Genomic DNA, 24,612 nt, shown 5'->3' with positions numbered 1-24,612 from the left:
CTCAACCCAAGGCCTGCACTATCCCTGTGGGAGCGGGTTTACCCGCGAAGGGCTGCAAGGCAGCCCCAAGGACCTGTTCACCGATTCCGACCGCAGCAGGCCGGGAAAGTCCCGGCCAACCGATCAGAGGTTCTCGTAGCGGTTCATGTCCAGCACCCCCGCCTCCACCGGTTCGGTCTGCTTGATGTAGCTGTTCAGGTCATGGAAGTAGCGCCAGAACTCGGGATGGCTGCGACGCACGCCCCAGCGCATGACGATGCGTTCGAACTTCGCCGTGTCGTCCCGCGCCGCTTCCATGTCCTCGACGAACTCCGGCACATCGGCCGCCGGGATATTGAAGATGAAGTTGGGGTAGCTGCTGAGCACGCCCGGGACCAGGGTCAGGGTGTCCAGCCCCGGCTGATAGCGGTAGGCCTCGCCGAGCAGGAACGCCACGTTGCTGTGGGCGCGGTTGCGCAGCAGGCTGTAGACCTGGCGCTGGCCGCCCTGCCCCTCGATGCGCAGCATGGTCGCCTCGGGCAACTGGCCGATCACCTTCAGGCCCGCGGCCGGGCGCGACACCAGGCGGCTCAGCGACTGCTCGACGTCGCGGAACTCCTGAGACAGGCCGGGTCGCGAGCAATAGGCGCCCTGGCAGCGGTTGATCGGGTCGGGCGCCACGTTCAGGCTGCCGGTGCGCTGCAGCAGCTGCAGGCCGAAGTCACGCTTGGGGTCGTGCTTGTCCAGCTTCAGCGCGCTCGGCGTGCTGGTGTCGATGTCCTCGTAGTCCATCCACATCTTCACCTTGCCACTGTTCTGGTACCAGTTGCCGAGGATCTCGCTACGCTTGCCGGCCGGCATCAGGCGCAGGAAGTTGACCTCGGCGCCATTGCGGATCAGGTCGAAGTACAGGCGTGTCTGCAACTGGTGAGAAACGTTGCCGAACACATCGAAGTTCACCGCCAGCTGGTAGTAGGTGCGCTCGAACAGCGGGTAGTCGAACAGCCACATCGTCAGCGGCACATCACCGATCAGGCCCTTGGTCACCGAGGCGCTGTCGAAGTGACGGAAGATGCTCAGCAGCGCGTTGTCGTTGCCGGCCCACAGGGTCGACCAGCTCGGCGCCGGTTGCTCGGCATAGGCCTCGCGGCGCAGCGCCTCGTACTCGTTGCGCTTGTCACGGTAGGCGTGCCACAGGCTCAGCACGCTGCCGACGTCGTCGATCTGCCCGGGCATGGCCAGCAGCGGCGTGGCCTCGCCCCGGTACTGGGCGTCGGTGATGTACAGGTCGTGGGCCGGCTCCTGGAACAGCGCCCAGAAGTTGTCACGGATCACGTCGGTGGCAATCTGTCCGCGGCATACCGGGCCGCGAATGAAGGTGCGGACGAAGTACTCGGCGTTGTCCAGCATGAACTGGTAGCGGGCCACCGCCGGGATCGCCTCGAAGGTCTCGAACGGGTTGGCGCGGTGGCGCGGACCGTAGCCGGGCAGCGACGAGGCATGCCAGTCGCCGCTGTAGAACAGCTGCTTGACCCGCTTGAGCTTCTGCGGCCCCATCGGGTAGGTGATGTGGGTCTTGTGGACGATCACGCCCTGCACCGGCATCAGCCGGTAGTAGAAATCGGTGCCCGGCGGGTCGTTGGGACGGCGGGTGGCGATCAGGTCCACCGGCTGGCCACTTGGCGTGCGCGAACGCACCCACTGGAAGAAGTGACCCGGCTCGCCGCCGACGAAGTGGATGTGCGCCAGGAACAAGTGCTCGTACAGCCAACGGCCGACCAGCGCCTCGGTCGAACCCGGGCGATTGAGCAGCTCTTCCCAGTCGGCGATCTGCTTGGCCTCTGCCGCGCTGGGCTGGATCGGTGTCTTCTCGACCGGAGCGCCTGCGGCCAACCAACGCTGCAGGGTCTGGTACTCCTGGTCGGTCAGGCCGGTGACCGCCAGCGGCATGCCCTCTTTGGGGTGGGCGCCGGCGTAGGCGTCGAACTCGTGGGGCAAAGGGCACATGTTGTTGCGGTTGAGCCCCAGGACGATCTCTTCGGGCAGCTTGGCATTGGGCGTGAGCGGGGTCTTGTGGCCCAGCTCGAGCATGCGCGCCATCAGCGCCGCCTGGCTGCCCTGCTTGTCCAGCACCGAGTAGAAGCCCTGCTTGCGCCAGCCGGCTTCGTCGCGGGCATCGTAGAACAGCCGCGTGGTGGGCACCGCCTGGCTGCGCTCGCCCTGGTAGACCGGCACCTTGGAAGCACCGCGCTCGGCGCCCTCGGCGCTGCCCAGGTTGAGCTGGCAGGCGGCGTCGTTGCAGGCGTGGCAGGCCACGCACTTCTCGGTGAAGATCGGTTGGATATCCCGGGTGTATGAAATCGTCGGGCTCGCTTGGGGGGCCTGCCCGAACGCCGCGCCACTGATGAGCAAGGCGAAGGCGCTGGCAAATATGCGATGCAGCATGTGCCGAATGTCCTGGTTACTTGAAGCCATCACGATGTGCCTGGCGGGTCCTGAGGTGTTGGGGGCGCCGCATCAACATGAAGGAAATTCATGAAAATCGGCGGTACGCCTAAAATCCGTGCAGCTTTGTTATTATTCGGCACCTTCTGATATTCGCCCGACCAGGTAGTTCCTATGTCCGACCGCAGCGCTCGTTACCAAGCACTCCAGAAAGCACTCAAAGAGCGCATCCTGATCCTCGACGGCGGCATGGGTACTATGATCCAGAGTTACCGCCTCGAGGAACACGACTATCGTGGCACGCGCTTCGCCGATTGGCCAAGCGATGTCAAAGGCAACAACGATCTGCTGCTGCTCAGCCGCCCGGATGTCATCGCCGCGATCGAGAAAGCCTACCTGGACGCCGGCGCCGATATCCTCGAGACCAACACCTTCAACGCCACGCAGATTTCCCAGGCCGACTATGGCATGGAAGCGCTGGTCTACGAGCTCAACGTCGAGGGCGCGCGCGTCGCCCGCCAGGTGGCCGACGCCAAGACCCTCGAGACCCCGGACAAGCCACGCTTCGTCGCCGGCGTGCTCGGCCCGACCAGCCGCACCTGCTCGATCTCCCCCGACGTCAACGACCCAGGCTATCGCAACGTCACCTTCGACGAACTGGTGGAGAACTACATCGAGGCCACCCGTGGCCTGATCGAGGGCGGCGCCGACCTGATCCTGATCGAGACCATCTTCGACACCCTCAACGCCAAGGCGGCGATCTTCGCCGTGCAGCAGGTGTTCGAAGAGGACGACGTCGAACTGCCGATCATGATCTCCGGTACCATTACCGACGCCTCCGGCCGCACCCTGTCGGGCCAGACCACCGAAGCCTTCTGGAACTCGGTGCGCCACGCCAAGCCGATCTCCGTCGGCCTGAACTGCGCCCTCGGCGCCAAGGACCTGCGCCCGTACCTGGAAGAACTGGCGACCAAGGCCGACACCCATGTGTCCGCCCACCCCAACGCCGGCCTGCCCAACGCCTTCGGCGAGTACGACGAGACCCCGGCGGAAATGGCCGCGGTGGTCGAGGAGTTCGCCGCCAGCGGCTTCCTCAACATCATCGGCGGCTGCTGCGGCACCACCCCGCCGCACATCCAGGCCATCGCCGAGGCGGTCGCCAAGTACAAGCCGCGTGCGATTCCGGACATCCCCAAGGCCTGCCGCCTGTCGGGCCTGGAGCCGTTCACCATCGATCGCCAGTCGCTGTTCGTCAACGTCGGCGAGCGTACCAACATCACCGGTTCCGCCAAGTTCGCCCGGCTGATCCGCGAGGAGAACTACACCGAGGCCCTGGAAGTCGCCCTGCAGCAGGTCGAGGCCGGCGCCCAGGTGATCGACATCAACATGGACGAAGGGATGCTCGACTCCCAGGCCGCCATGGTCCGCTTCCTCAACCTGATCGCCGGCGAGCCGGACATCTCCCGGGTGCCGATCATGATCGACTCCTCCAAGTGGGAGGTGATCGAGGCGGGCCTCAAGTGCATCCAGGGCAAGGGCATCGTCAACTCGATCTCGATGAAGGAAGGCGTCGAGCAGTTCAAGCACCACGCCCGCCTGTGCAAGCGCTACGGCGCCGCCGTGGTGGTGATGGCCTTCGACGAGGTCGGCCAGGCCGACACCGCGGCGCGCAAGCGCGAGATCTGCCAGCGCAGCTACGACATCCTGGTCAACGAGGTGGGCTTCCCGCCGGAAGACATCATCTTCGACCCGAACATCTTCGCCGTCGCCACCGGGATCGAAGAGCACAACAACTACGCCGTCGACTTCATCGAAGCCTGCGCCTACATCCGTGACCACCTGCCCTACGCCCTGAGCTCGGGCGGCGTGTCCAACGTGTCGTTCTCGTTCCGCGGCAACAACCCGGTGCGCGAGGCGATCCACTCGGTATTCCTCTACCACGCGATCCAGAACGGCCTGACCATGGGTATCGTCAACGCCGGCCAGTTGGAGATCTACGATGAGATCCCGGCGGCCCTGCGCGAGAAGGTCGAGGACGTGGTGCTCAACCGCACCCCGCACGGCACCGACGCCCTGCTGGCGATTGCCGACGACTACAAGGGCGGCGGCGCCACCAAGGAAGTCGAGAACGAAGAATGGCGCTCGATGCCGGTGGACAAGCGCCTCGAGCATGCGCTGGTCAAGGGCATCACCGCCTACATCGTCGAAGACACCGAAGAGTGCCGCCAGCAGTCGGCGCGCCCGATCGAAGTCATCGAAGGCCCGCTGATGAGCGGCATGAACGTGGTCGGCGACCTGTTCGGCGCCGGCAAGATGTTCCTGCCGCAGGTGGTGAAATCCGCCCGCGTGATGAAACAGGCCGTGGCCCACCTGATCCCGTTCATCGAGGCCGAGAAAGGCGACAAGCCCGAGGCCAAGGGCAAGATCCTCATGGCCACGGTCAAGGGCGACGTGCACGACATCGGCAAGAACATCGTCGGCGTGGTGCTCGGTTGCAACGGCTATGACATCGTCGACATGGGTGTGATGGTCCCGGCCGAGAAGATCCTGCAGACCGCCCGCGAGCAGAAATGCGACATCATCGGCCTGTCCGGCCTGATCACCCCGTCGCTGGACGAAATGGTTCACGTCGCCCGCGAGATGCAGCGCCAGGACTTCCACCTGCCGCTGATGATCGGCGGCGCCACCACCTCCAAGGCGCACACGGCGGTGAAGATCGAGCCGAAGTACTCCAATGACGCCGTGGTTTATGTCACCGACGCCTCGCGCGCGGTGGGCGTGGCCACCCAGCTGCTGTCCAAGGAACTCAAGAGCGGCTTCGTCGAGAAGACCCGCCAGGAATACGTCGAGGTGCGCGAGCGCACCGCCAACCGCAGCGCCCGCACCGAGCGCCTGAGCTACGCCCAGGCCATCGCCGCCAAGCCGCAGTACGACTGGGCCGCCTACCAGGCCGCGGTGCCCGCCTTCACCGGCGTCAAGGTGCTGGAAGACATCGACCTGCGCACCCTGGCCGAGTACATCGACTGGACGCCGTTCTTCATCTCCTGGGACCTGGCCGGCAAGTTCCCGCGCATCCTCACCGACGATGTGGTCGGCGAGGCCGCCACGGCGCTGTACAAGGACGCCCGCGAGATGCTCGACAAGCTGATCGACGAAAAGCTGATCAGCGCCCGCGCGGTGTTCGGCTTCTGGCCGGCCAACCAGGTCGAACACGACGACATCGAGGTGTACGGCGACAACGGTGAAACCCTGGCCACCCTGCACCACTTGCGCCAGCAGACCATCAAGCCCGACGGCAAGCCGAACTGGTCGCTGGCCGACTTCGTCGCGCCGAAGGACAGCGGCGTGACCGACTATGTCGGTGGCTTCATCACCACCGCCGGCATCGGCGCCGAGGAAGTGGCCAAGGCCTACCAGGACAAGGGCGACGACTACAGCTCGATCATGGTCAAGGCCCTGGCCGACCGCCTTGCCGAAGCCTGCGCCGAGTGGCTGCACGAGCAAGTGCGCAAAGAGCACTGGGGCTATGCCAAGGACGAGCACCTGGACAACGAGGCGCTGATCAAGGAGCAGTACAGCGGCATTCGCCCGGCACCTGGCTACCCGGCCTGCCCGGACCACACCGAGAAGGAAACCCTGTTCCGCCTGCTCGACGGCACCGCCATCGGCGAGACCGGTCCGAGCGGCGTGTTCCTTACCGAGCACTTCGCCATGTTCCCGGCTGCGGCAGTCAGCGGCTGGTACTTCGCCCACCCGCAGGCGCAGTACTTCGCCGTGGGCAAGGTGGACAAGGACCAGATCGAGCAGTACAGCGCGCGCAAGGGCCAGGACATCAGCGTCAGCGAGCGCTGGCTGGCGCCGAACCTGGGCTACGAGGGCTGAATCCAGCCCTGCGTTGCCCCTCTGTGTAGGAGCGGCCTTGCGCCGCGAAAGGGCTGCGTAGCAGCACCAGGATCTCAATATTGATGCAAAGATCGCTGGGGCCGCTCTGCGGCCCTTTCGCGGCGCAAGGCCGCTCCTACAGGGAGATGTGAATCAGCCTTTCCTTCCAGACACATGCAAAAGGACCCCCGCATGTCTCGCAGAATCCTGGTGATCGGCGCCTACGGCAACTTCGGCCGGATCATCTGCCGCCACCTGCAGCAGATGCCCGCCGTGCAACTGGTGATCGCCGGCCGTAACGCCAACAGCCTCGCCCAACTGGCCACCCAACTGAGCGGCAGCGAAAGCTGGTGCGGCGACGCCATGGCTCCCGGTTTTGCCGACGCCCTGCGCGCGCTGCGCATCGACTGGGTGATCCACACCGGCGGCCCCTTCCAGGGCCAGCCCTACAGCGTGGCCGAGGCCTGCATCGAGGCGGGCGCCAACTATTGCGACCTCTCCGACTGCCGGGTGTTCGTCAACGGCATCGAGCGCCTGGACGCCCGCGCCCGAGAAGCAAATGTCGCGCTGCTCAGCGGCTGCAGCTCAGTGCCCAGCCTGTCGTCGGCGATCCTCGACGAGCAGCGCCATCACTTCAGCCGCATCGAGCGCATCGAGCACGGTATTTCCTCCTCGGCGAAGATGCCCGGCCTGTCCACCATCGAAGGCGTGCTGGTCTACGCTGGCCGGCCGATCCGCCAGTGGCGCGACGGGCGCCCGCACGCCGTGGACGGCTGGCTCGGCCTGCAGCTGCGCCACCTGCCCGGCCTGGGCTGGCGCCTGCTGAACAACGTCGACGTGCCGGACATGGACATCTTCGCCGAGCGCTACGGCGCCCGTGACCTTGCATTCAAGGCAGGCTCCGGGCTCATGGCCGGCGGCCTGGCCAATGCCGCGCTGGCGTTGCTGGTCAAGCACGGCCTGGTGCGCGACCCGCTGCCCTGGGCGCGGCGCCTGCATCGCCTGGGCGGCCATTTCGAGCGCTTTGGCGATGGCATGAGTGCGATGTACCTGGATGTCCGCGGCCTGGACCTGCAGGGCCAGCCGCTGCGCCTGCAGGCCCAGGTCAGCGCCAGTGACGACAAGGGCCCGGAGATCCCCAGCTGCGCGGCGGTGGCGCTGATGGCCAGGGTGATCGAGGGCTACACCCCGGCCCCGGGCGCCCGCCCCTGCGTCGGCGAGATCAGTGTCGAGCAGTACCTGGCGGCCATCGGCGAGCCGGACAAGGTGCGCTACAGCGTCAGCTTCCAGCACGGGCGAGGCTGAGATGAGCTACCTGCTGCTCAAGTACCTGCATGTGATCGCCGCGGTGTTCCTGTTCGGTTTCGGCATGGGCTCGTACCTGTACCTGATCGCCGCGAACCGCAGCCACGACCCACGGGTGATCGCCGCCGTGGCCAGGATGGTGGTGCGCTTCGATGCCTGGATCACCACGCCCGCCGGGGTGCTGCAACTGCTGACCGGCTATGCCATGGTCAGCATGACCGGCATGCCGTGGTCCACGGGCTGGCTGCAGGGCGCGCTGCTGATCTTCTTCATGGTGGGCGCCCTGTGGCTGCCGGTGCTGCTGTTGCAGACACGCATGCAGCGCCTCGCAACCCAGGCCGTCGAGCATGGCACCGCGCTGGGTGAGGACTATCAGCGGTTGTACCGCCCCTGGCTGTGGATGGGGGTCGCGGGGTTTGCCGGTATGTTCCTGATCGTGCTGGTGATGATCACCAAGCAGGCACCGTGGCAATGGCTCTGATCCAGTCAAGAAAAAAATTCTAAATACATAGCAAAAAATAATAGAATCTTTTTCGAATATCGCCCTGGCATGGGAAAAAGAAAAAACATTCATATCGGCAATTGCCTAGGATGATGTCCATGGATGCCGACAGGCGGCGTCCACGCACGGACCCGCCCGCGATCATGCCCAGCACCCCGCTCTACTTCGATTACGCCGCCACCACTCCGGTCGATGACCGAGTCATTGCCGCCATGCTCACCTGCCTGGGCCGCGAAACCAACTTCGGCAATCCCGCTTCCAGCGGCCACTTCCATGGCCAGGCCGCCCGCGAGGCCGTCGAACAGGCCCGCCGCCAGGTGGCCGAGCAGGTCGGCGCCCAGCCAGACGATCTGGTCTGGACCTCCGGCGCCACCGAATCCAACAACCTGGCACTCAAGGGCATCGCCCAGGGCTTCGCAGAACCGGGGCACCTGCTGACCAGCCAGCTCGAACACAAGGCCATTCTCGACACCGCCACCGAACTGGAGCGCCAGGGTTGGACGGTGACCCGCCTGACGCCGGACGCCCATGGCCTGATCCAAGCCGAGGCCGTGCAGGCCGCGCTGCGCCCGGACACGCGCCTGGTGTCGCTGATGGCGGTGAACAACGAACTGGGCACCGTGACCGACTTCGCCCGCATCGGCGAGCTGGTCCGCGACCATGGCGCCCTGTTGCATGTGGACGCGGCGCAGGCGGTGGGTAAAGTCCGCATCGACCTGGCGCACCAGGCCGTCGACCTGATGTCGTTCTCGGCACACAAGGTCTACGGCCCCAAGGGCATCGGCGCCCTCTACGTCGGTCCCCGCGCCCGCCCTGCCATGCGTGCGCAGATGCACGGCGGCGGCCATGAGCGCGGCCTGCGCTCCGGCACCCTGGCCACCCACCAGATCGTCGGCATGGGCAGCGCCTTCGCGCTGGCCGGCCAGCCCGGCGAGGCGGAGTTCCAGCGCCTGGAGCAGCTCGCCCGGCGCCTGTGCGACGGCCTGCTGGCCCTGCCCGGGGTCACCCTCAACGGCTGCCCGGTAACGCGCATTCCCCACACCCTCAACCTGTGCATCGACGCCAAGGGGTTCAACAGCCTAGCGCTTGCCGGCGAGCTGGCGCTGTCCACCACCTCGGCCTGCAATTCGGCGAGCAACGCCGCGTCCCACGTGCTGCTGGCCCTCGGCCTCGACGAGCGCCAGGCGCGCAACAGCGTGCGCCTGAGCCTCGGGCGCTACACCAGCGAGGCGGACGTGGACACGGCGCTGGCGGTGTTCGGCCGGGTGGTCGGGGCGGCGGCGGTGGCGCTCTGGTAGGTCACGCCGCTTTACCTGCAAATCAAAATGGCGCCGCTGACGCGCCACATCGCCGGCAAGCCGGCTCCCACAGATCAATGCATTCCCTGTAGGAGCCGGCTTGCCGGCGATGCGGGCCCACACAGCCCGCACAAACGTCAGAAATTCACAGGCCCCGAAACTTCACCAGCCTCGGGCCACCCTGGCTCAGTTACCCGCCATTGGCCGAGGCCCAGCAGCCTTGTCGGTCAGGTTCTCCACGTTGACTCACAAGGTCACGACCTTCTCACGCAGCTTTAAGCGGTAGCGCGCGTCAACCACGATCGCACTTTTTCGTCGACCAGCGGTCTATTCCCTCTTTTGCCAGTGCAATCGATTGCCAAGGCTCGCTTTTTCACACTGCACAGGGCCGGGCCAAAAGCCTTGCGCTTGTGTAGGATGGGCAGCGCAGATCCAGACGCTGCCAGTTACAGGGAGATCCACATGCGCGTCCCATCCGTTGCCTGCCTCCTCGGCCTGACGCTGGGCCTGCTTTGCGCGACCAGCGCCCAGGCCTTCACCGGTGAAGAGGCGCAACTGATCGATACGATCAACGTCTACCGCAGCCAGGCCCAGCGCTGTGGCGGCGAAGCCTCGCTGGAGCTGCCACCGCTCAACAGCGACACCCGCCTGGCGCTGTCGCCCGAAGGCACCCGCGACCTGCAGCAGGCCATGACCCGCGCCGCCTACCCGATGGTCAACGTCCAGGCCATCAGCCTGTCCGGCCCGCGGGACGCCCAGGCGGCGATGAAGGCTGTCGAGGAGAGCTTCTGCCAGGTGGTGCTCGACCCGCAGTTCGTCGACATCGGCGTCAGCCAGGAGGGCCGCGACTGGCGCATCGTCCTGGCCCGGCCGCTGCTCAGCGCCCGCCTGGGCGACTGGCAGGCCGAAGGGCAGAAGCTGCTGCAGGAGATCAACGCCGCGCGCAAGCTGCCCCGCCAGTGCGGCGGCCAGCCCTACCCCGCCGCCCCGGCGCTGGCCTGGAACACGACCCTGGCGGGCGTCGCCGCCAACCACACCCGGGCCATGGCCAACCAGAACTTCTTCGACCATATCGACCGCGATAGCCGCACCCCGGGCGACCGGGCGGAGCTGGCCGGCTACCTGTACCGGCAGATCGGCGAAAACATCGCCGCCGGACGCGACACCGCGCGCAAGGTGGTCGATGGCTGGCTGGCAAGCCCAGGGCACTGCGCCACGCTGATGAACCCGGACTTCCGCGAGCTGGGGGCGGCGTATGCGGTGGATCCGAAGAGCGATGCCGGGATCTACTGGACAGGGTTGTTTGGCTCACCCCAATAGATTGGCTTGGGCAGGTGCATCGCCGTCTTGCCGGCGTATTGTCAGAATAGCTGCCAGGTGTACACCAGGATCAGGCGATTCTCGTCGATATCGCTGCGATAGTTCGAGCGCGCCATCGCGTTTCTCACGCGAATTCCCAGCCCCTTGAGCACCCCGCTCTGCACGGCGTAGCCCAGGTCGATGTCGCGCTCGCGATCCCGGCCCTCGAAGCCCTGCCCGGTATCGACATTGTCGCCGCTGATGTAGCGCACCGTCGCGGTCAACCCGGGGATGCCCAGGGCGGCGAAGTTATAGTCGTAGCGCAGCTGCCAGGAGCGCTCGTCGGTGTAGGCGAACTCGTAGGTCGGTACTTCGTTGCCCAGCGGCGAGATGTTGGCAAACACCCGGGGAAACGGGCTATCGCCGTAGATGCCCTGGTAGCCAATATGAAAGCCGTGCCCGCCGCGCCGGGCGGTCAGCAGCGAGAAGAATGCCTGGTTGTCGATCCGCCCCAGCAGCGCGTCGCCCGCTTCGCGGGCGCTGAAGTAGCCGAGATTGGCGCTGAGCACCCAGTCGCCCACGGGCTTGCTGTGCTTGAGACCCACAAAACCCTGCCGGTAGATATCCTGCAATTGCCCGTACCACAGGCTTGCACTGCTTTGGCCGGCATTGAACCCGTAGTCGCCGCCCACATAGTCGAAGGCGTCGCTTTGTGCCTGGCGCATCGGCACATGGCCGAGCATGGCGCTCATCCTGTCATCGCCACCCTCGTTACGCAGGTGCGTGCTGCTCAAGTGGCCGGCCTGCACCGTCAGGCCCTCCAGCTCGGCGGAACTGAGGCTGATGCCCTGGTAGGTCGGCGGCAGCAGGCGAATATCGCTGAAGGTGAGGACCGGCAGGTTGGGTTGCAGCTCGCCCAGGCGCAGCTCGCTTTTCGACCAACGCGCCTTGAAGGTCGGTGCCAGGCGGCTGTACTCGCCTGCGGCGCGGCCATCGCCGTGTACCGGCAGCAGCCCGGTGTTGACCCGCTCGGGGCTGCTGTCCAGGCGGATGCCCAGCAGGCCCAGGGCATCCACGCCGAAACCGACGGAGCCGGGGGTATAGCCGGACTTGAAGTCGAGGATGAAGCCCTGGGCCCACTCTTCGGCCCGGGACTGCCGGTTGGCGCCGACGATGTCGCCGTAGTCGCGGCTGAAATAGTAGTTGCGCGCGCCGAGGCTGGCTTTGGCGTCTTCGAGGAAGCCGCCTTCGGCGGCCAGCAGGGAGGGGCTGAGCAGGGTCAGGCCCAGGACGACGCAAGGGGTGTGGTTCATTCCGAAGCTCTCTGATCTTGTTGTTATGTGATGAAGCGCTGGAACGGGGGTGAAACGCTGGTATGCCCTCCTCCTGGGCATGGCGAAGGCTGCGCCTTCGATCGCGGGGCAAGCTCGCTCCCACGCGGCCCTTGGCAAACCAAAGGGCCACGTTTTGAGCTGTGGGAGCGGACTTGCCCCGCGATAAGGCCCTCAGGCCTGCTGCAAGGCCCGTGGCCTTGCGCTGCGCTGCTCGGCCTCGCTGTCCTGCGCCTGCTGCAACTGGAAGTCGAAGGTCAGTTCGGCAACCCGCCCCTGCCCACTTTCGCGGAACACCACCTCGCCCACGAGCCCTTCACGGGTGGCATAGGCGAAGTCGTCCCACAGGTAGCGGTCGCCGGCGAGGTTGATCTGGGTGGTCAGGTGGCGATGCCCCTGTGCAGAGATGAAGAAGTGGATGTGCGCCGGGCGCTGGCCGTGGCGGCCAAGCCGGTCCAGGCATTCCTGGGTCGGCCCCTGTGGGTCGCAGCCGTAGCCCGACGGCACGATCGAGCGGGCACGGTAGCGGCCATCGGCGTCGGTGATGATGCGCCGACGCAGGTTGTAGGCGGACTGGCTCTGGTCGAAGAACGAGTAGGTGCCCCGGGTGTTGGCGTGCCACAGGTCGACCGTGGCGCCGGCCAGCGGCTGGCCCTGGGGGCCGAATACCTGCCCCTCGAGGAACATCACCGTGGCCACGCCCTCCTCGCTGCCATCGTCCATGCGCGCCTCGGCCTCGGTGATCGGCGCGCCCGCCACATACAGCGGGCCTTCGATGGTACGCGGGGTGCCACCGGCCAGGCCGGCCCGGGCATCCTTGGCGTCCTGCAGCAGGTCGAGGAAGTGCTCCAGACCCAACCCCGCCACCAACAGCCCGGCCTCGCCGCGCCCGCCCAGGCGGTTGAGGTAATCGACGGCGTACCAGAACTCGTCCTCGCTGATCTCCAGGTCTTCGATCAGGCGCGCGGCGTCCTGCAACACCCGCTGGACGATACGCTTGAGGCGCGGACTGCCGTTGTCATTTTGCAGGCCCGCGGCCTCTTCAAAGAACTGCTGCACTTCAGGGGTATGGGAAATCTTCACGGTCATGATCAGGTACCTCTGGTTGTTCTTGTCTTGTGGAGTTCAGCGGTCGTCGGCATGGATCGACGAGGGGTGGCGGCACAGGCCGGCGACCTCGATGTCCATGTAGGGGAACAGCGGCAGTTGCAGCAGGGTGTCGTGCAGCGCCTCGACGCTGGGCACGTCGAACACGCTGTAGTTGGCGTAGTGGCCGGCGATGCGCCACAGGTGGCGCCAGGTGCCCTCGCGCTGCAGGCGCTGGGCCAGTTCCTTTTCATCAGCCATCAGTTGCGCGGCCTTGGCCGGGTCCATGTCGGCCGGCAGTTTCACGGTCATCTTCACGTGGAACAGCATGGTGTCTCTCCTTGTCTCAGCGGCGGGCGAAGCGCGACAGCTGCGCCTCATCCAGGGTCAGGCCCAGGCCGGGGGTGGCCGGAACGTGCAGGTGGAAATCGCGGTAGACCGGTGCTTCGCGGACGATGTCCTCGGTAAGCAGCAACGGGCCGAACAGCTCGGTGCCCCAGGTCAGCTGGCGCAGGGTGAGGAAGGCATGGGCCGAGGCCAGGGTGCCCACCGCCCCTTCGAGCATGGTCCCGCCATACAGGGCGATGCCGGCGGCCTCGGCGATCTGCGCGGTGCGCAGCATGGCGCGGGGGCCGCCGTTCTTGGCGATCTTCAGGGCGAAGACACTCGCCGCGCCCTCGGCGGCCAGGCTGAAGGCGTCCTCCACGCTCTCGATGGACTCGTCGGCCATGATCGGCGCCGGGCTGCGCTGGTTCAGGCGCACCTGGCCGCCCCGGTTGATGCGCGAGATCGGCTGCTCGACCAGGTCGATGCCGTTGTCGCCCAGCACCTGGCAGGCGCGGATCGCCTGGGACTCGTCCCAGTACTGGTTGACGTCGACCCGCACACTGGCGCGCTCGCCCAGTTCGCGCTTGATCGCCAGCACGTGCCTGAGATCTTGCTCCAGCGGATTGGCGCCGATCTTCAGCTTGAACAGCCGGTGACGCCGGATCTCCAGCATGTGCTCGGCTTCGGCGATATCCCGGGCGGTGTCGCCGCTGGCCAGGGTCCAGGCCACCTCCAGGCTGTCGCGTACCCGCCCGCCGAGCAGTTCGCTGACCGGCAGCCCCAGGCGCTTGCCCTGGGCGTCGAGCAAGGCGCTCTCGATCGCCGACTTGGCGAAGGTGTTGCCCTTGGCGAGCGTGTCCAGCCTGAGCATGGCGGCGTTGATGTTGCCCGCGGGCAGGCCGATCAGTGCCGGCGCCAGGTGCGCGTCGATATTGGCCTTGATGCCCTCGGGGCTTTCGTAGCCGTAGGCCAGGCCGCCGATGGTGGTGGCCTCGCCGATGCCTTCCACGCCGTCGCTGCAACGCAGGCGCAGGATCACCAGGGTCTGACGCTGCATCGTGTGCATGGCCAGCTTGTGCGGGCGAATGGTCGGCAGGTCGACGATGAGCGTCTCCAGCCGGTCGATGGTTGGGCGTGTCATGCAGGCTCCAGTTCAGTCAGGGTGGGAGTTCAGGCCGCTACGGCCAGGGCGTGGCGCCGGCCGCTGGCCAGGTGCACGGCCATGGCCAGCGCGGCGACGGCGCCGGGGATGGCGAAGGCGATGAAGTTCAGTTGCAGCGGCAGGTTGATGCCCATCAGCGCGCCGCCCAGCAGCGGCCCGACGATGGCGCCGTTGCGGCCGATGCCGGAGGCCCAGCCCAGGCCCGTGGCGCGCACCGAGAGGCCATACAGCTGGGCGGCCCCGGCATACAGCAGGATCTGCGTGCCGATGGTGGTGGCGCCGGCGATGAAGATCAGCAGGTACAGCACCGGCATCGGGCTGTTTACCCCCAGCAGGCTGATCGACAGCGCGGCGGCGAGGAAGAACGCCACCTTGACCTTGACCAGGTTGTAACGGTCGCCCAGCCAGCCGCCGAGAATCGCCCCGGCCATGCCGCCGAAGTTCAGCGCCAGCAGGAACGAAAGGCTCGAGCCGAGGCTGTAGCCGGCGCTGGCCATCAGCTTGGGCAGCCAGGAGCTGAGGGCGTAGACCATCAGCAGGCAGCAGAAGAACGCCAGCCACAGGGCCAGGGTGCGGATGGCCAGGCCGTTGCGGAACAGTTCGAGTACAGATGAGGCGTTGCCAGCTTCGCGGGGCAAGCCCGCTCCCACGACCAGTGTGTCGCGCTCGGTGACATCGCATGTCGGGTCGAGGCGCTTGAGCAGACTGCGAGCCTCTTCGGTACGGCCCTTGCGCACCAGGAAGCCGATGGACTCCGGCAGGTAGAACAAGATCACCGGAAGGAACAGCAGCGGCACGGCAGCGGCGAAGAACATCGATTCCCAGCCGAAACGCGGCAGCAGGAAAATGCCGATACCCGCCGAGAGCATGCCGCCCAGCGAGTAGCCGCTGAACATGATCGTCACCAGGGTGCTGCGCAGGCGCTTGGGCGCGTACTCGTTCATCAGCGCCACGGCGTTGGGCATCAGTCCGCCGCAGCCGAGTCCTGCAAAAAAGCGATAGAGGCCGAACTCGCTGGGGCTGCTGGCGAAGCCGTTGAGGATGGTCGCCCCCGAGAACAGCGCGAAGCACAGGGCGATGCCCTTCTTGCGCCCGATGCGGTCGGCCAGGCTGCCGAACGCCAGGGCGCCGAACATCATGCCGAACAGCGCGTAGCTGCCCAGGGCGCCGGCCTGCAGCGGACTCAGCGCCCATTCCTGCATGATCACCGGCAGCACCACGCCGTAGATGAACAGGTCGTAGCCGTCGAAGATCAGCAGCAGGCCGCACCAGGCCATGACCATCCAGTGGAAGGGGGTGAAGCGGGCATTGTCGATGATCGCGTGGACGTCGAGTGTTCGCATGGCATCTGTCTCCGTTGTTCTTGTTGTGTGCAGAGAAACCTTGCCGGGGCGGCCTTCAGCCGAGGTCGCCACCGCCCACCGGCAGGGTCACGCCGGTGATGTACGAGGCCTCGTCAGAAGCCAGGAAGAGGATCGCGCCGACCTGCTCGTCGAGGCTGCCGTAGCGCTTCATCAGGCTGCTGGACAGGGTCTGGTCGACGATCTGCTGGTACCAGGCCCGCTCCTGGGCGCTCTGCTCGGCCTCGTTGCGGGGGATGCGTCGTGGTGGCGCCTCGGTGCCGCCGGGGGCGGTGGCGTTGATCCGAATACCGCGCCCGGCGGTCTCGAAGGCCAGGCACGCGGTGAGCGCGTTGACGCCGCCCTTGGCCGCGCCGTAGGGCACGCGGTTGACGCCGCGGGTGGCGATGGAAGAGACGTTGACGATGGCGCCGCTGCCGCGTTCGAGCATGTACGGCAGCGCGGCGTGGCAGCACCACAGGGTGGGGAACAGCGAGCGGCGTACCTCGACCTCGATCTGTTCGACCTGGTAGTGCTCGAAGGGCTTGGCCCAGATCGTGCCGCCGACGTTGTTGACCAGGATGTCGAGGCGGCCGAAGGTCTCGACGGCGCGGGCCATGACCTGGGCGCAGTCGGCATGCCGTTCGAGGTCGGCGGTGAGGGTCAGCACGCCCTCGCCCGCCAGTTCGTGGACCAGCTCGGAGCGGTCCACCGCCACCACCTGCGCGCCCTCGGCCTTGAGCCGCCAGCACACGGCGCGGCCGATGCCTTGGGCGGCGCCGGTGACCAGGGCGACTTTGCCTTGGAATCGGTTGTTCATTTGAGTGTCCTGTTCAAGTCAAGATCGCCGGGAGGGCTGCGCCCTCCTTTCGCGGCACAAGGCCGCTCCTACAGGGACTGCGCGGCTGGTGTAGGAGCGGCCTTGTGCCGCGAAAGGGCCGCAACGCGGCCCCGGCGTTCTCGAAGCCAATGAAAAAAAGAGGCCACCCTCACCCGCACGATGCGGGCAGCCCCATAAAAGCTTCAGGCCGCCGCGGCGAACTTCTCGTAGTAGAAATTGGCCGGGGTGATGCCCTGCTCGCGGATGTACTGGCTGACCGCCTCGACCATCGGCGGCGGGCCGCACAGGTACACATCGACATCGCCGTCATTGAGGTGGCGCGGCTCGATGTGCTGGGTGACGTAGCCCTTTTGCGGGTACTGGCTATCGGGGTTGGCCACACAGGCGCTGAAGGTGAAGTTGGGAATGCGCGTGGCCAGGGCTTGCAGGCGGTCCAGTTCGACCAGGTCGAAGTCATTGGTCACCCCGTAAACAAGGTGCAGCGGATGCGCGCTGCCCTGCTCGGCGATCTTCTCCAGCATTGCGGTGAATGGCGCGAGGCCCGTGCCGCCGGCCAGCAGCAGCAAGGGGCGCTGGATCGTCCGCAGGTAGAAACTGCCCAACGGGCCTGCCAGGCTCATGCTGTCACCAGCCTTGGCCAGTTGGGTGAGGAAGCTGCTCATCAACCCGCCCGGCACGTTGCGGATCAGGAAGCTGACTTCGCCGTCCTTGGGCAGCGAACTGAACGAGTAGGCGCGGCTCTGCTCGCTGCCCGGCACTTTGAGGTTGACGTACTGCCCCGGCAGGAACGCCAGGCGGCTGAGCGCCTCGCCCTTGATCGACAGGGCGATGGTGCTGGCCGACAGCTGGCGCACGTCGCTGATGGCCGCTTCAAAGCTGGCCTGCTCGGTCTTGCACACTTGCGACGAAGCCGGGATGCGCACCACGCAGTCGCTTTCGGCGCGCATCTGGCAGGTCAGCACGTACCCCTGGGCGATTTCCTCCGCGCTCAGGGCGTCCTCGATGAAGTTGTCGCCCAACGCGTATTGCCCGGACTCGGCCTTGCACTTGCAGGTGCCGCAGGCGCCGTCGCGGCAGTCCAGCGGGATGTTGATGCCCTGGCGGTAGGCGGCGTCGGCCACGGTCTCGTGGCCGGCGGCCTCGATGAAGCGGGTGACCCCGTCCTCGAAATTAAGTGCGATCTGGTAGCTCATGGTGCACCTCGCGGGCGAGCCTGGGCGCGGCGCGCCCTCAGGCACACCGACAGGCTCGGCGGTGAATCAGATGTGGTAGATGTCGATGACCTGGCGCACGTAGTCGTTCTTCAGGACCACCTTCTTGGCCTTGATCAGCGGCTGCTCGCCTTGCAGGTCGAGGGTGTAGAAGCTGGTGCCGAAGTAACTGTCGGTGGTCTTGTAGCGAAAGCTCAGGGTGTGCCAGTTGAAACGCACCTGGCAGCTGCCCTCGTCCACCGCGACGATCTCGATGTTGCTGAGGTTGTGCGAGGTGCGGGTGTCCGGGACCGTGGCGCTGGAGCGCTCGGTCTTGATGCGGAAAACCCGGTCCTCGAGACCGCCCCGGTTGCCGTACCAGATCAGCGAGATCTCGCTTTGCGGGTCCTCGGTCAGGGTGTCGTCGTCATCCCAGGAGGGCATCCAGAAGGTCGCGTCACAGGCGTACAGCTCCAGCCACTGGTCCCACTGGGCATCGTCCAGGTAGCGCGCCTCGCGGTAGAGGAAATCGCGCACGGTGTCATGCAGGCTCATTGCACGGCCTCCACGGGGATCAGCTGTTGTTCATCCTTCAGGGCCTGGACCATGGTGTCCTGCCAGTACTTGTGCTGCAGCACGAACAAGCCTTCATCTTCGGTGCGCACGCCCGACAGCAGCGGCTTGAGCGCGATCTCGCTGGCCGCCGCGTCGGGGCCTTCGATCCAGTGCTTGGCCCCCCGGGACATGTCGTTCCAACCGGCGCCGGCGCCGTAGCCGGTCTGGCAGGAGCGGAACTCCTCCAGGTCGTCCGGGGTGGCCATGCCGCTGACGTTGAAGAAGTCCTCGTACTGACGGATGCGTCGGGCGCGGGCCTCGGCGCTTTCACCCTTGGGCGCGATGCAGTAGATGGTGATCTCGGTCTTGTTCACCGAGATCGGTCGGGCCACGCGGATCTGCGAGCTGAACTGGTCCATCAGGTAGACGTTGGGGTACAGGCACAGGTTGCGTGAGTTCTCGATCATCCAGTCGGCGCGGGCCTGGCCGAAGTCAGCGGCCAGTTGCTCGCGTCGCTCATAGGCCGGGCGATCCTCGGGGTTGGCCCAGCGGGTCCAGAGCAGCAGGTGGCCGTGCTCGAAGGAGTAGAAACCGCCGCCCTGCTTGGCCCAGGCGCCGGCGCTCATGGTCTTGATCTCGTCGCCCGCCTCGCGCTGCTTGCGCTGGTTCTGGGTGGCGGCGTAGTTCCAGTGCACGGAGCTGACGTGATAGCCGTCGGCGCCGTTCTCGGCGGTGAGTTTCCAGTTGCCTTCGTAGATGTACGAACTTGCACCGCGCAGCACTTCCAGGCCCTCGGGCGACTGGTCGACGATCATGTCGATGATCTTCGCCGACTCGCCCAGGTGCTCGACCAGCGGCTTGACCTCGGCATTCAGGCTGCCGAACAGGAAGCCCCGGTACGACTCGAAACGGGCGACCTTGGTCAGGTCGTGGGAGCCGTCGCAGTTGAAGCTGTCGGGGTAGCCGGCGTTGCCCGGATCCTTGACCTTGAGCAGCTTGCCGCTGTTATTGAAGGTCCAGCCGTGAAACGGGCAGGTGTAGCTTGCCCGGTTGCCGCGCTTGTGCCGGCAAAGCATGGCGCCGCGGTGGCTGCAGGCGTTGAGGAAGGCATTGAGTTCCCCGTCCTTGTTGCGCGCGATGAAGATCGGCTGGCGCCCCATGGTCAGGGTGAGGAAATCGTTGTTGGCGGGGATCTGGCTTTCATGGGCCAGGTAGATCCAGTTGCCCTCGAAGATGTGCTTCATCTCCAGGTCGAACAGGCGCGGGTCGGTGAACATCTCCCGCTTGCAGCGGTAGACGCCCTTCTCCCGGTCATCCTCGAGCAAGGCATTGAGATAGTCGAATCCCAGGGACATGGCCAGGGCCTCCGTTGTTATTGTTCAGGCCGGGTCAGGTTAGGTCCCTGGGTGGGACGGGGATATCCGGATTGTGCAGAGTGCTATCCGTTTTGTGCAGGCAGATTCAGTAAATGCTCAACTCGCCTCCCTTACCTGTTGTCCAACCGCAGCGCTGGAGGGAGGCATAGCGGTTGTTGGAGCTTGTGGGCGCACAACGCCCCCAGCTTGCAGCGCCTGATCACCCGTGCCGTCGAACATCGGAGCTGATGGCATGTTGTTTGAAATGATCGACTCCACGGAGGTACGTCGCACAAACTCAACTACCGGTGGCGCAGTAGGTATATGTTCCGACTCCTGTGACGCACTCGAATGACGCCTGACGATCTCAGAGACTGGTGGCGCACTGGGCGTATAACCCGATGCAAGAGATGATAGGGAGTCACGCCGACTTAATTCATCGAAAGCCGGAGCAGTGGGGGTTGCGAGTACTCCCGCAGAGAACGTGGACACATTGTCGAGATCCCCCGACAGACTCCGATAACCCGTCAGGGCAGGCCTGGGTTCTGCTTTGCCCATCAGACCTTTAACCGATGATTTGACGCGATGCATGTGCCCGGACGGGTCTGTTCGATTGACGGGGTCGCCGGCACAGTATGCAAATCCGTTCAATCCTCCGGTCCCAAACGGACTGTAACTGTCTGGAGAGTTAAAGCGCATCAATACCGGGTTGTATCCTCGGTAGCCGTTTCCCAGCAGGTAGTGACCGCAAGGCAATTCGAATAACTGACCGTTGAACCTAGATAATGGCGCGCAAGGCAGGGACACTGAATTCAAACCGTAGACGGAGTATTCAAGGTCTACATTGCCTGAGTTAGAGCGGGTGGACGTCACTGTACCCTTGCTATCCAACTGCAATAAATAGGTTGTTGCCACCATGGCTCAGTCCCCCTGATATCTACTGGCAGCGTTGTCAGTCAGGAGGACGGACGCAACTGGCAAAATTATCAGGTGGGTACCGATTAAATGGGAAATCACCGATTTCCCATACGACAGTGCGGTCCAATGTTTACCGCCCTAAGAACTCTCCCGCACCATCAACTCGAACCCCAGGTCCTGCTGCCCGGTGGCCACCCGCTTGCCGTCGAGCAGCGCCAGCAGCGCCTGGGCCGCGCCGCGGCCGACCGCCGCGCGCGGGGTGCGGATCGAGGTCAGGCGCGGGACCATGTGCGCCGAGGCCGGCAGGTCGTTGAAGCCGACCATCGCCACCCGCCGCGGCACCTCGACTTCCTCGCGCAGCGCCTGCAGCACCGCGCCCTGGGCCAGGTCGTCGTTGCAGAAGAAGATGCCGTCGACATCCGGCGCCTTGGCCAGCAAGCGGCTGAACAGCGTGCCGCCCAGGCCGATGGAAGACGGCTGCGGATCGAGCATTTCCAGCTCGGGCGCCTGCAGGCCGGCCTCGGCCAGGGCCTGGCGGAAGCCCTCGGCGCGCTGCATCACCCGCGGGTCGAGCTGCGCGGCAATGAACCCCAGGCGCCGACGGCCCCGCTCGATCAGGTGGCGCGCTGCGGCGCGACCGGCCTCGTGTTGGGAGAAGCCCACCGACAGGGCATCGGCCTCGCCGCCCAGCTCCATCATATGCACGCACGGCACCCGGCTGGCGGCGAGCATCTGCCGCGAGGCGTCGCTGCGCTCGAAGCCGGTGAGCAGCATGCCGCACGGTTGGTAGGCCAGGTAGTTGCGGATCAGGTTCTCTTCCTCGGCAATATCGTAGTGATAGTTGCCGATCAGCACCTCCAGGCCACGAGGGCGCATCACCTCGTGGATGGCCTCGAGGGTGTCGATGAACAGCTGGTTGGACAGCGACGGGATCAACACCACCACCGACTGGCTGCGCGCCGAGGCCAGGGCGCGCGCCGCCGGGTTGGCGACGTAGCCGAGGCTGGCCGCCGCAGCCATGACCTTCTGCGCCAGTTCCGGCGCGACCGTGCTGACGCCACGCAGGGCGCGGGAGGCGGTGATGGGGGAAACCCCGGAAAGCCTGGCGACTTCCGCCAGGGTGGGACGACCGGTAGTGCGCGAGCCAGTGCGGGACATGAGTGTTGTAATTTTACCGCTTGCAGGAATGGGGAACGGTCACTAAGGTAGCGCTGTCTCTGAATGCAGGCAATGCAATCTTGGTAGCAGGCATGCGTTCAGCGTCCATACTGCCAAAGACAAGATCAATAACACCCGGGAGGGTGGCGCAAGACCTTCGGCTCGTCCCGACCGAGACAGCGCTATCTCACCCAGCAGGAGGTACAGATGAACCCTTCCCTGTCCGCGATCGTGGTCATGGGCGTAGCCGGCTGTGGTAAAAGCAGCGTCGGCGCCGCCATCGCCACCCGCAGCGGCGGCCGCCTGATCGAAGGCGATGCCTTCCACCCCGCCGCGAACATCGCCAAGATGAGTGCCGGCATTCCCCTGGACGACGACGACCGCGCCGGCTGGCTGGTGCGCCTGGGCCAGGAACTGCAAGACACCCTGGCCGCCGGCGAGCGCCCGATCCTGACCTGCTCGGCCCTCAAGCGCCGCTACCGCGACACCCTGCGCCAGGCCGTGCCCGAGCTGTGCTTCGTGTTCCTCGAACTGACCCCGCAGGAAGCGGAAAAGCGCGTGCTGGCCCGCCCCGGCCACTTCATGCCGGCCAGCCTGATCGACAGCCAGTTCGCCGCGCTGGAGCCGCCGCACGCCGAGCCCCTGACCCTGGCCCTGGATGCCACCCGCCCGCTGACGACGCTGGCCGAGGACGTGCACCAATGGCTAAAGCCCTGCGGTGAGCAGGCGCTGGCGCGGACTGCCTGATCCGGCGGTTTTTCCGGCTCACCAAAGACAGCGCTGTCTCCATGCTTCTCAAGACGCAATGACGCAAGACACGCGACACCAAAACAACAACGAAAAGACCGAGGTTCACGAACCATGTTCGGACTGGCTACCGATACCTTCCTGTTGCTCGACGCGATGGTCACCATCGTCGGGCTCATCCTGCTGATCACCCATTTCAAAGTTCACCCCTTCGTCGCCCTGACCCTGGCCGCAGGCTTTCTCGGCCTGACCTCCGGCATGCCGGTGGCCAAGGTGATGAAATCGTTCCAGGACGGCTTCGGCGGCGTGCTCGGCTTCGTCGGCATCGTCCTGGCGCTGGGCACCATGCTCGGCAAGCTGATGGCCGACTCCGGCGGCGCCGACCAGATCGCCCAGACCCTGATCCGCGCCTTCGGCAAGCAGAAGGTGCACTGGGCGATGATGTTCGCCGCCTTCCTGGTGGGCATCCCGCTGTTCTTCGAGATCGGCTTCGTGCTGCTGATCCCGCTGGTGTTCATCGTCGCCCGCCGCTCCGGCGTGTCGCTGGTGAAGATCGGCATCCCGCTGCTGGCGGGCCTTTCGGTGGTGCACGGCCTGGTGCCGCCGCACCCGGGGCCGCTGCTGGCGATCGGCATCTTCCACGCAGACATCGGCAAGACCATCTTCTACGGCCTGCTGGTGGCCCTGCCGACCGCGGTGATCGCCGGTCCCCTGTTCGGTAACTTCATCTCGCGCTACATCCCGGGCAACCCGTCCCAGGAGCTGATGGACCAGATCGCCCGCGAGTCGAACCAGCAGAACCTGCCGAGCTTCAGCGTGACCCTGATCACCGTGCTGCTGCCGGTGGTGCTGATGCTGCTGAAAACCTTCGCCGACGTGGTATTGCCGGCCGAGCACATCGTGCGCCAGTGGATGGACCTGATCGGCCACCCGATCACCGCCCTGCTCGCCGCCTTGCTGCTGGCCTTCTACACCTTCGGCTCGGCCCGCGGCTTCAACCGCCAGCAGATCATGAAGATGCTCGACCAGAGCCTGGCGCCCACCGCCGCCATCGTGCTGATCGTCGGCGCCGGCGGCGGCTTCAAGCAGATGCTGGTGGACACCGGCGTCGGCAACGTGATCGGGCAGATGGCGGTGCAGGCCGAGATCTCGCCGATCCTGCTGGCCTGGCTGGTGGCGGCGGTGATCCGCATCGCCACCGGCTCCGCCACCGTGGCCACCATCACCGGCGCCGGCATCGTCGCCCCGGTGATCGATCTGGTGCCGGGGGTCAACCGTGAGCTGCTGGTGCTGGCCACCGGCGCCGGCTCCTTGATCCTGTCCCACGTCAACGACGCCGGGTTCTGGCTGGTCAAGCAGTACTTCAACATGACCGTGGCCGAGACCTTCAAGACCTGGAGCATGATGGAGACCATCCTTTCGGTGGTCGGCATCATCTTCATCATGCTGCTGTCGCTGGTGGTGTGACCGTTGGTCGCCGTCATGGCACCTTGCTGACGGGTCACAGGCCCAAGTGAGACAGAGGCCCTGCGCAGGCAGGGCCGCTTTCTCCGTCGCAAAGGAGCCTGCCCCATGAAACACGCCTTCCTCCTCGCCGCCCTGCTCGCCTCGCCCCTGGCCCTGGCCGCCGGTACCGGCGCCACCTACCCTGACGATCCGCACAATCCGGCGCCACAGCCGGGGGTCGACAGCACCCTCAACCCGATCGAGAAGCCCATGCCACGGGACACCGACCCGCGGATCAAGGGTAATGACCCGGACAGCCCGCCAGCCGAGCAGAACGATGATCGTGATCTGCCGGGGATGGGGGGTAGTGGGTCGGAGGGGATGGGGCGTGACGGTGGTGGGTCAGGGACTGGCGGGAAACCTTGAGCCCATAACGCTACTCGGTC

At 65.8% G+C, this 24,612-nt stretch carries 20 protein-coding genes; 8 read left to right on the top strand and 12 right to left on the bottom strand.

Annotated elements, in window-relative coordinates; translation table 11 throughout:
- Positions 1 to 123: 123 nt before the first annotated feature.
- Entirely contained in the window at positions 124 to 2,424 is a 2,301-nt protein-coding gene (locus tag VUG52_RS12785; protein WP_050705119.1) for a fatty acid cis/trans isomerase, read from the bottom strand.
- A gap of 174 nt (positions 2,425 to 2,598) precedes the next feature.
- Here VUG52_RS12785 and metH point away from each other — a divergent pair, with 174 nt between their 5' ends.
- From metH to VUG52_RS12760, 5 genes are all read left to right on the top strand, one after another.
- A complete protein-coding gene (metH, locus tag VUG52_RS12780) occupies positions 2,599 to 6,306 on the top strand; it encodes a methionine synthase (RefSeq protein WP_050705118.1) in 3,708 nt (1,235 codons plus the stop codon).
- Positions 6,307 to 6,498: 192 nt separating this feature from the next.
- Positions 6,499 to 7,611 carry a saccharopine dehydrogenase family protein gene (locus VUG52_RS12775; RefSeq protein ID WP_331833057.1) on the top strand — a complete coding sequence of 371 codons (1,113 nt, stop codon included), beginning with the start codon at positions 6,499 to 6,501 and terminating at the stop codon, positions 7,609 to 7,611.
- Between the two features lies 1 nt (position 7,612).
- Positions 7,613 to 8,092, top strand: coding sequence for a DUF2269 family protein (locus VUG52_RS12770; RefSeq protein WP_050705116.1), 480 nt, complete (start codon positions 7,613 to 7,615; stop codon positions 8,090 to 8,092).
- 164 nt (positions 8,093 to 8,256) lie between these two features.
- Complete coding sequence (locus tag VUG52_RS12765) at positions 8,257 to 9,411, top strand: cysteine desulfurase family protein (protein WP_331833171.1); 1,155 nt, start codon at positions 8,257 to 8,259, stop codon at positions 9,409 to 9,411.
- Between the two features lie 462 nt (positions 9,412 to 9,873).
- Complete coding sequence (locus VUG52_RS12760; RefSeq protein WP_050705115.1) at positions 9,874 to 10,731, top strand: CAP domain-containing protein; 858 nt, start codon at positions 9,874 to 9,876, stop codon at positions 10,729 to 10,731.
- Positions 10,732 to 10,772: 41 nt separating this feature from the next.
- Here the strand turns inward: VUG52_RS12760 and VUG52_RS12755 are convergent, their stop codons facing one another.
- The 11 genes from VUG52_RS12755 to VUG52_RS12705 all read right to left on the bottom strand — a co-directional run bounded on the left by VUG52_RS12755 (position 10,773) and on the right by VUG52_RS12705 (position 21,973).
- On the bottom strand, positions 10,773 to 12,023 hold the full coding sequence (locus VUG52_RS12755) for an OprD family porin (RefSeq protein ID WP_050705114.1): 1,251 nt from the start codon (positions 12,021 to 12,023) through the stop codon (positions 10,773 to 10,775).
- Between the two features lie 192 nt (positions 12,024 to 12,215).
- Entirely contained in the window at positions 12,216 to 13,130 is a 915-nt protein-coding gene (gene catA, locus VUG52_RS12750) for a catechol 1,2-dioxygenase (protein WP_050705113.1), read from the bottom strand.
- 36 nt (positions 13,131 to 13,166) lie between these two features.
- On the bottom strand, positions 13,167 to 13,457 hold the full coding sequence (catC, locus tag VUG52_RS12745) for a muconolactone Delta-isomerase (RefSeq protein WP_050705112.1): 291 nt from the start codon (positions 13,455 to 13,457) through the stop codon (positions 13,167 to 13,169).
- Positions 13,458 to 13,473: 16 nt separating this feature from the next.
- Positions 13,474 to 14,595 carry a muconate cycloisomerase family protein gene (locus tag VUG52_RS12740; protein ID WP_050705111.1) on the bottom strand — a complete coding sequence of 374 codons (1,122 nt, stop codon included), beginning with the start codon at positions 14,593 to 14,595 and terminating at the stop codon, positions 13,474 to 13,476.
- Positions 14,596 to 14,624: 29 nt separating this feature from the next.
- On the bottom strand, positions 14,625 to 15,959 hold the full coding sequence (locus VUG52_RS12735) for an MFS transporter (RefSeq protein ID WP_331833053.1): 1,335 nt from the start codon (positions 15,957 to 15,959) through the stop codon (positions 14,625 to 14,627).
- A gap of 55 nt (positions 15,960 to 16,014) precedes the next feature.
- Positions 16,015 to 16,776 (bottom strand): 1,6-dihydroxycyclohexa-2,4-diene-1-carboxylate dehydrogenase, encoded by a 762-nt coding sequence (locus tag VUG52_RS12730; protein ID WP_331833052.1) that lies wholly within the window; start codon positions 16,774 to 16,776, stop codon positions 16,015 to 16,017.
- A 203-nt stretch (positions 16,777 to 16,979) separates the two neighbouring features.
- Positions 16,980 to 17,990, bottom strand: coding sequence for a benzoate 1,2-dioxygenase electron transfer component BenC (gene benC / locus VUG52_RS12725; RefSeq protein WP_050705108.1), 1,011 nt, complete (start codon positions 17,988 to 17,990; stop codon positions 16,980 to 16,982).
- A gap of 66 nt (positions 17,991 to 18,056) precedes the next feature.
- Positions 18,057 to 18,542, bottom strand: coding sequence for a benzoate 1,2-dioxygenase small subunit (gene benB / locus VUG52_RS12720; protein ID WP_050705107.1), 486 nt, complete (start codon positions 18,540 to 18,542; stop codon positions 18,057 to 18,059).
- The gene (gene benA, locus VUG52_RS12715; protein WP_050705106.1) at positions 18,539 to 19,897 is read right to left on the bottom strand and encodes a benzoate 1,2-dioxygenase large subunit; all 1,359 of its coding nucleotides are present in this window, start codon (positions 19,895 to 19,897) and stop codon (positions 18,539 to 18,541) included. The genes benB and benA overlap by 4 nt, the downstream gene beginning before the upstream one ends.
- Before the next feature lie 117 nt (positions 19,898 to 20,014).
- The gene (locus VUG52_RS27265; RefSeq protein ID WP_082337707.1) at positions 20,015 to 20,815 is read right to left on the bottom strand and encodes an RHS repeat-associated core domain-containing protein; all 801 of its coding nucleotides are present in this window, start codon (positions 20,813 to 20,815) and stop codon (positions 20,015 to 20,017) included.
- Positions 20,816 to 20,953: 138 nt separating this feature from the next.
- Positions 20,954 to 21,973, bottom strand: coding sequence for a LacI family DNA-binding transcriptional regulator (locus VUG52_RS12705; RefSeq protein ID WP_050705105.1), 1,020 nt, complete (start codon positions 21,971 to 21,973; stop codon positions 20,954 to 20,956).
- A 207-nt stretch (positions 21,974 to 22,180) separates the two neighbouring features.
- On the opposite strand from VUG52_RS12705, the gene VUG52_RS12700 reads away from it, so the two are divergent.
- The 3 genes from VUG52_RS12700 (at position 22,181) to VUG52_RS12690 (ending at position 24,592) form a co-directional block, all read left to right on the top strand.
- Complete coding sequence (locus VUG52_RS12700; protein WP_262952325.1) at positions 22,181 to 22,720, top strand: gluconokinase; 540 nt, start codon at positions 22,181 to 22,183, stop codon at positions 22,718 to 22,720.
- Positions 22,721 to 22,834: 114 nt separating this feature from the next.
- Positions 22,835 to 24,187 carry a GntP family permease gene (locus VUG52_RS12695; protein ID WP_262952324.1) on the top strand — a complete coding sequence of 451 codons (1,353 nt, stop codon included), beginning with the start codon at positions 22,835 to 22,837 and terminating at the stop codon, positions 24,185 to 24,187.
- Positions 24,188 to 24,292: 105 nt separating this feature from the next.
- Positions 24,293 to 24,592: a hypothetical protein gene (locus tag VUG52_RS12690; protein WP_220690019.1), complete on the top strand. Its 300-nt coding sequence runs from the start codon at positions 24,293 to 24,295 to the stop codon at positions 24,590 to 24,592.
- Positions 24,593 to 24,612 lie beyond the last annotated feature (20 nt).

It is taken from the genome of Pseudomonas sp. LH21 (assembly GCF_036549575.1).
GTDB lineage: Bacteria > Pseudomonadota > Gammaproteobacteria > Pseudomonadales > Pseudomonadaceae > Aquipseudomonas > Aquipseudomonas peradeniyensis.
Note: the sequence above shows the minus strand (reverse complement) of the source record. Positions and strands in the feature narration are given on the sequence as shown.

Bases quoted from the DNA above. Each gene is read 5' to 3' on its own strand.
- VUG52_RS12770 (WP_050705116.1), top strand. From the start codon at position 7,613: ATGAGCTACCTGCTGCTCAAGTACCTGCATGTGATCGCCGCGGTGTTC.
- VUG52_RS12730 (WP_331833052.1), bottom strand. From the start codon at position 16,776: ATGAACAACCGATTCCAAGGCAAAGTCGCCCTGGTCACCGGCGCCGCC.
- VUG52_RS12775 (WP_331833057.1), top strand. From the start codon at position 6,499: ATGTCTCGCAGAATCCTGGTGATCGGCGCCTACGGCAACTTCGGCCGG.
- VUG52_RS12765 (WP_331833171.1), top strand. From the start codon at position 8,257: ATGCCCAGCACCCCGCTCTACTTCGATTACGCCGCCACCACTCCGGTC.
- catA (WP_050705113.1), bottom strand. From the start codon at position 13,130: ATGACCGTGAAGATTTCCCATACCCCTGAAGTGCAGCAGTTCTTTGAA.
- VUG52_RS12705 (WP_050705105.1), bottom strand. From the start codon at position 21,973: ATGTCCCGCACTGGCTCGCGCACTACCGGTCGTCCCACCCTGGCGGAA.
- VUG52_RS27265 (WP_082337707.1), bottom strand. From the start codon at position 20,815: ATGGTGGCAACAACCTATTTATTGCAGTTGGATAGCAAGGGTACAGTG.
- VUG52_RS12785 (WP_050705119.1), bottom strand. From the start codon at position 2,424: ATGCTGCATCGCATATTTGCCAGCGCCTTCGCCTTGCTCATCAGTGGC.
- VUG52_RS12740 (WP_050705111.1), bottom strand. From the start codon at position 14,595: ATGACACGCCCAACCATCGACCGGCTGGAGACGCTCATCGTCGACCTG.
- VUG52_RS12695 (WP_262952324.1), top strand. From the start codon at position 22,835: ATGTTCGGACTGGCTACCGATACCTTCCTGTTGCTCGACGCGATGGTC.
- metH (WP_050705118.1), top strand. From the start codon at position 2,599: ATGTCCGACCGCAGCGCTCGTTACCAAGCACTCCAGAAAGCACTCAAA.
- benB (WP_050705107.1), bottom strand. From the start codon at position 18,542: ATGAGCCTGCATGACACCGTGCGCGATTTCCTCTACCGCGAGGCGCGC.
- VUG52_RS12760 (WP_050705115.1), top strand. From the start codon at position 9,874: ATGCGCGTCCCATCCGTTGCCTGCCTCCTCGGCCTGACGCTGGGCCTG.
- benA (WP_050705106.1), bottom strand. From the start codon at position 19,897: ATGTCCCTGGGATTCGACTATCTCAATGCCTTGCTCGAGGATGACCGG.
- VUG52_RS12700 (WP_262952325.1), top strand. From the start codon at position 22,181: ATGAACCCTTCCCTGTCCGCGATCGTGGTCATGGGCGTAGCCGGCTGT.
- VUG52_RS12755 (WP_050705114.1), bottom strand. From the start codon at position 12,023: ATGAACCACACCCCTTGCGTCGTCCTGGGCCTGACCCTGCTCAGCCCC.
- benC (WP_050705108.1), bottom strand. From the start codon at position 17,990: ATGAGCTACCAGATCGCACTTAATTTCGAGGACGGGGTCACCCGCTTC.
- catC (WP_050705112.1), bottom strand. From the start codon at position 13,457: ATGCTGTTCCACGTGAAGATGACCGTGAAACTGCCGGCCGACATGGAC.
- VUG52_RS12690 (WP_220690019.1), top strand. From the start codon at position 24,293: ATGAAACACGCCTTCCTCCTCGCCGCCCTGCTCGCCTCGCCCCTGGCC.
- VUG52_RS12735 (WP_331833053.1), bottom strand. From the start codon at position 15,959: ATGCGAACACTCGACGTCCACGCGATCATCGACAATGCCCGCTTCACC.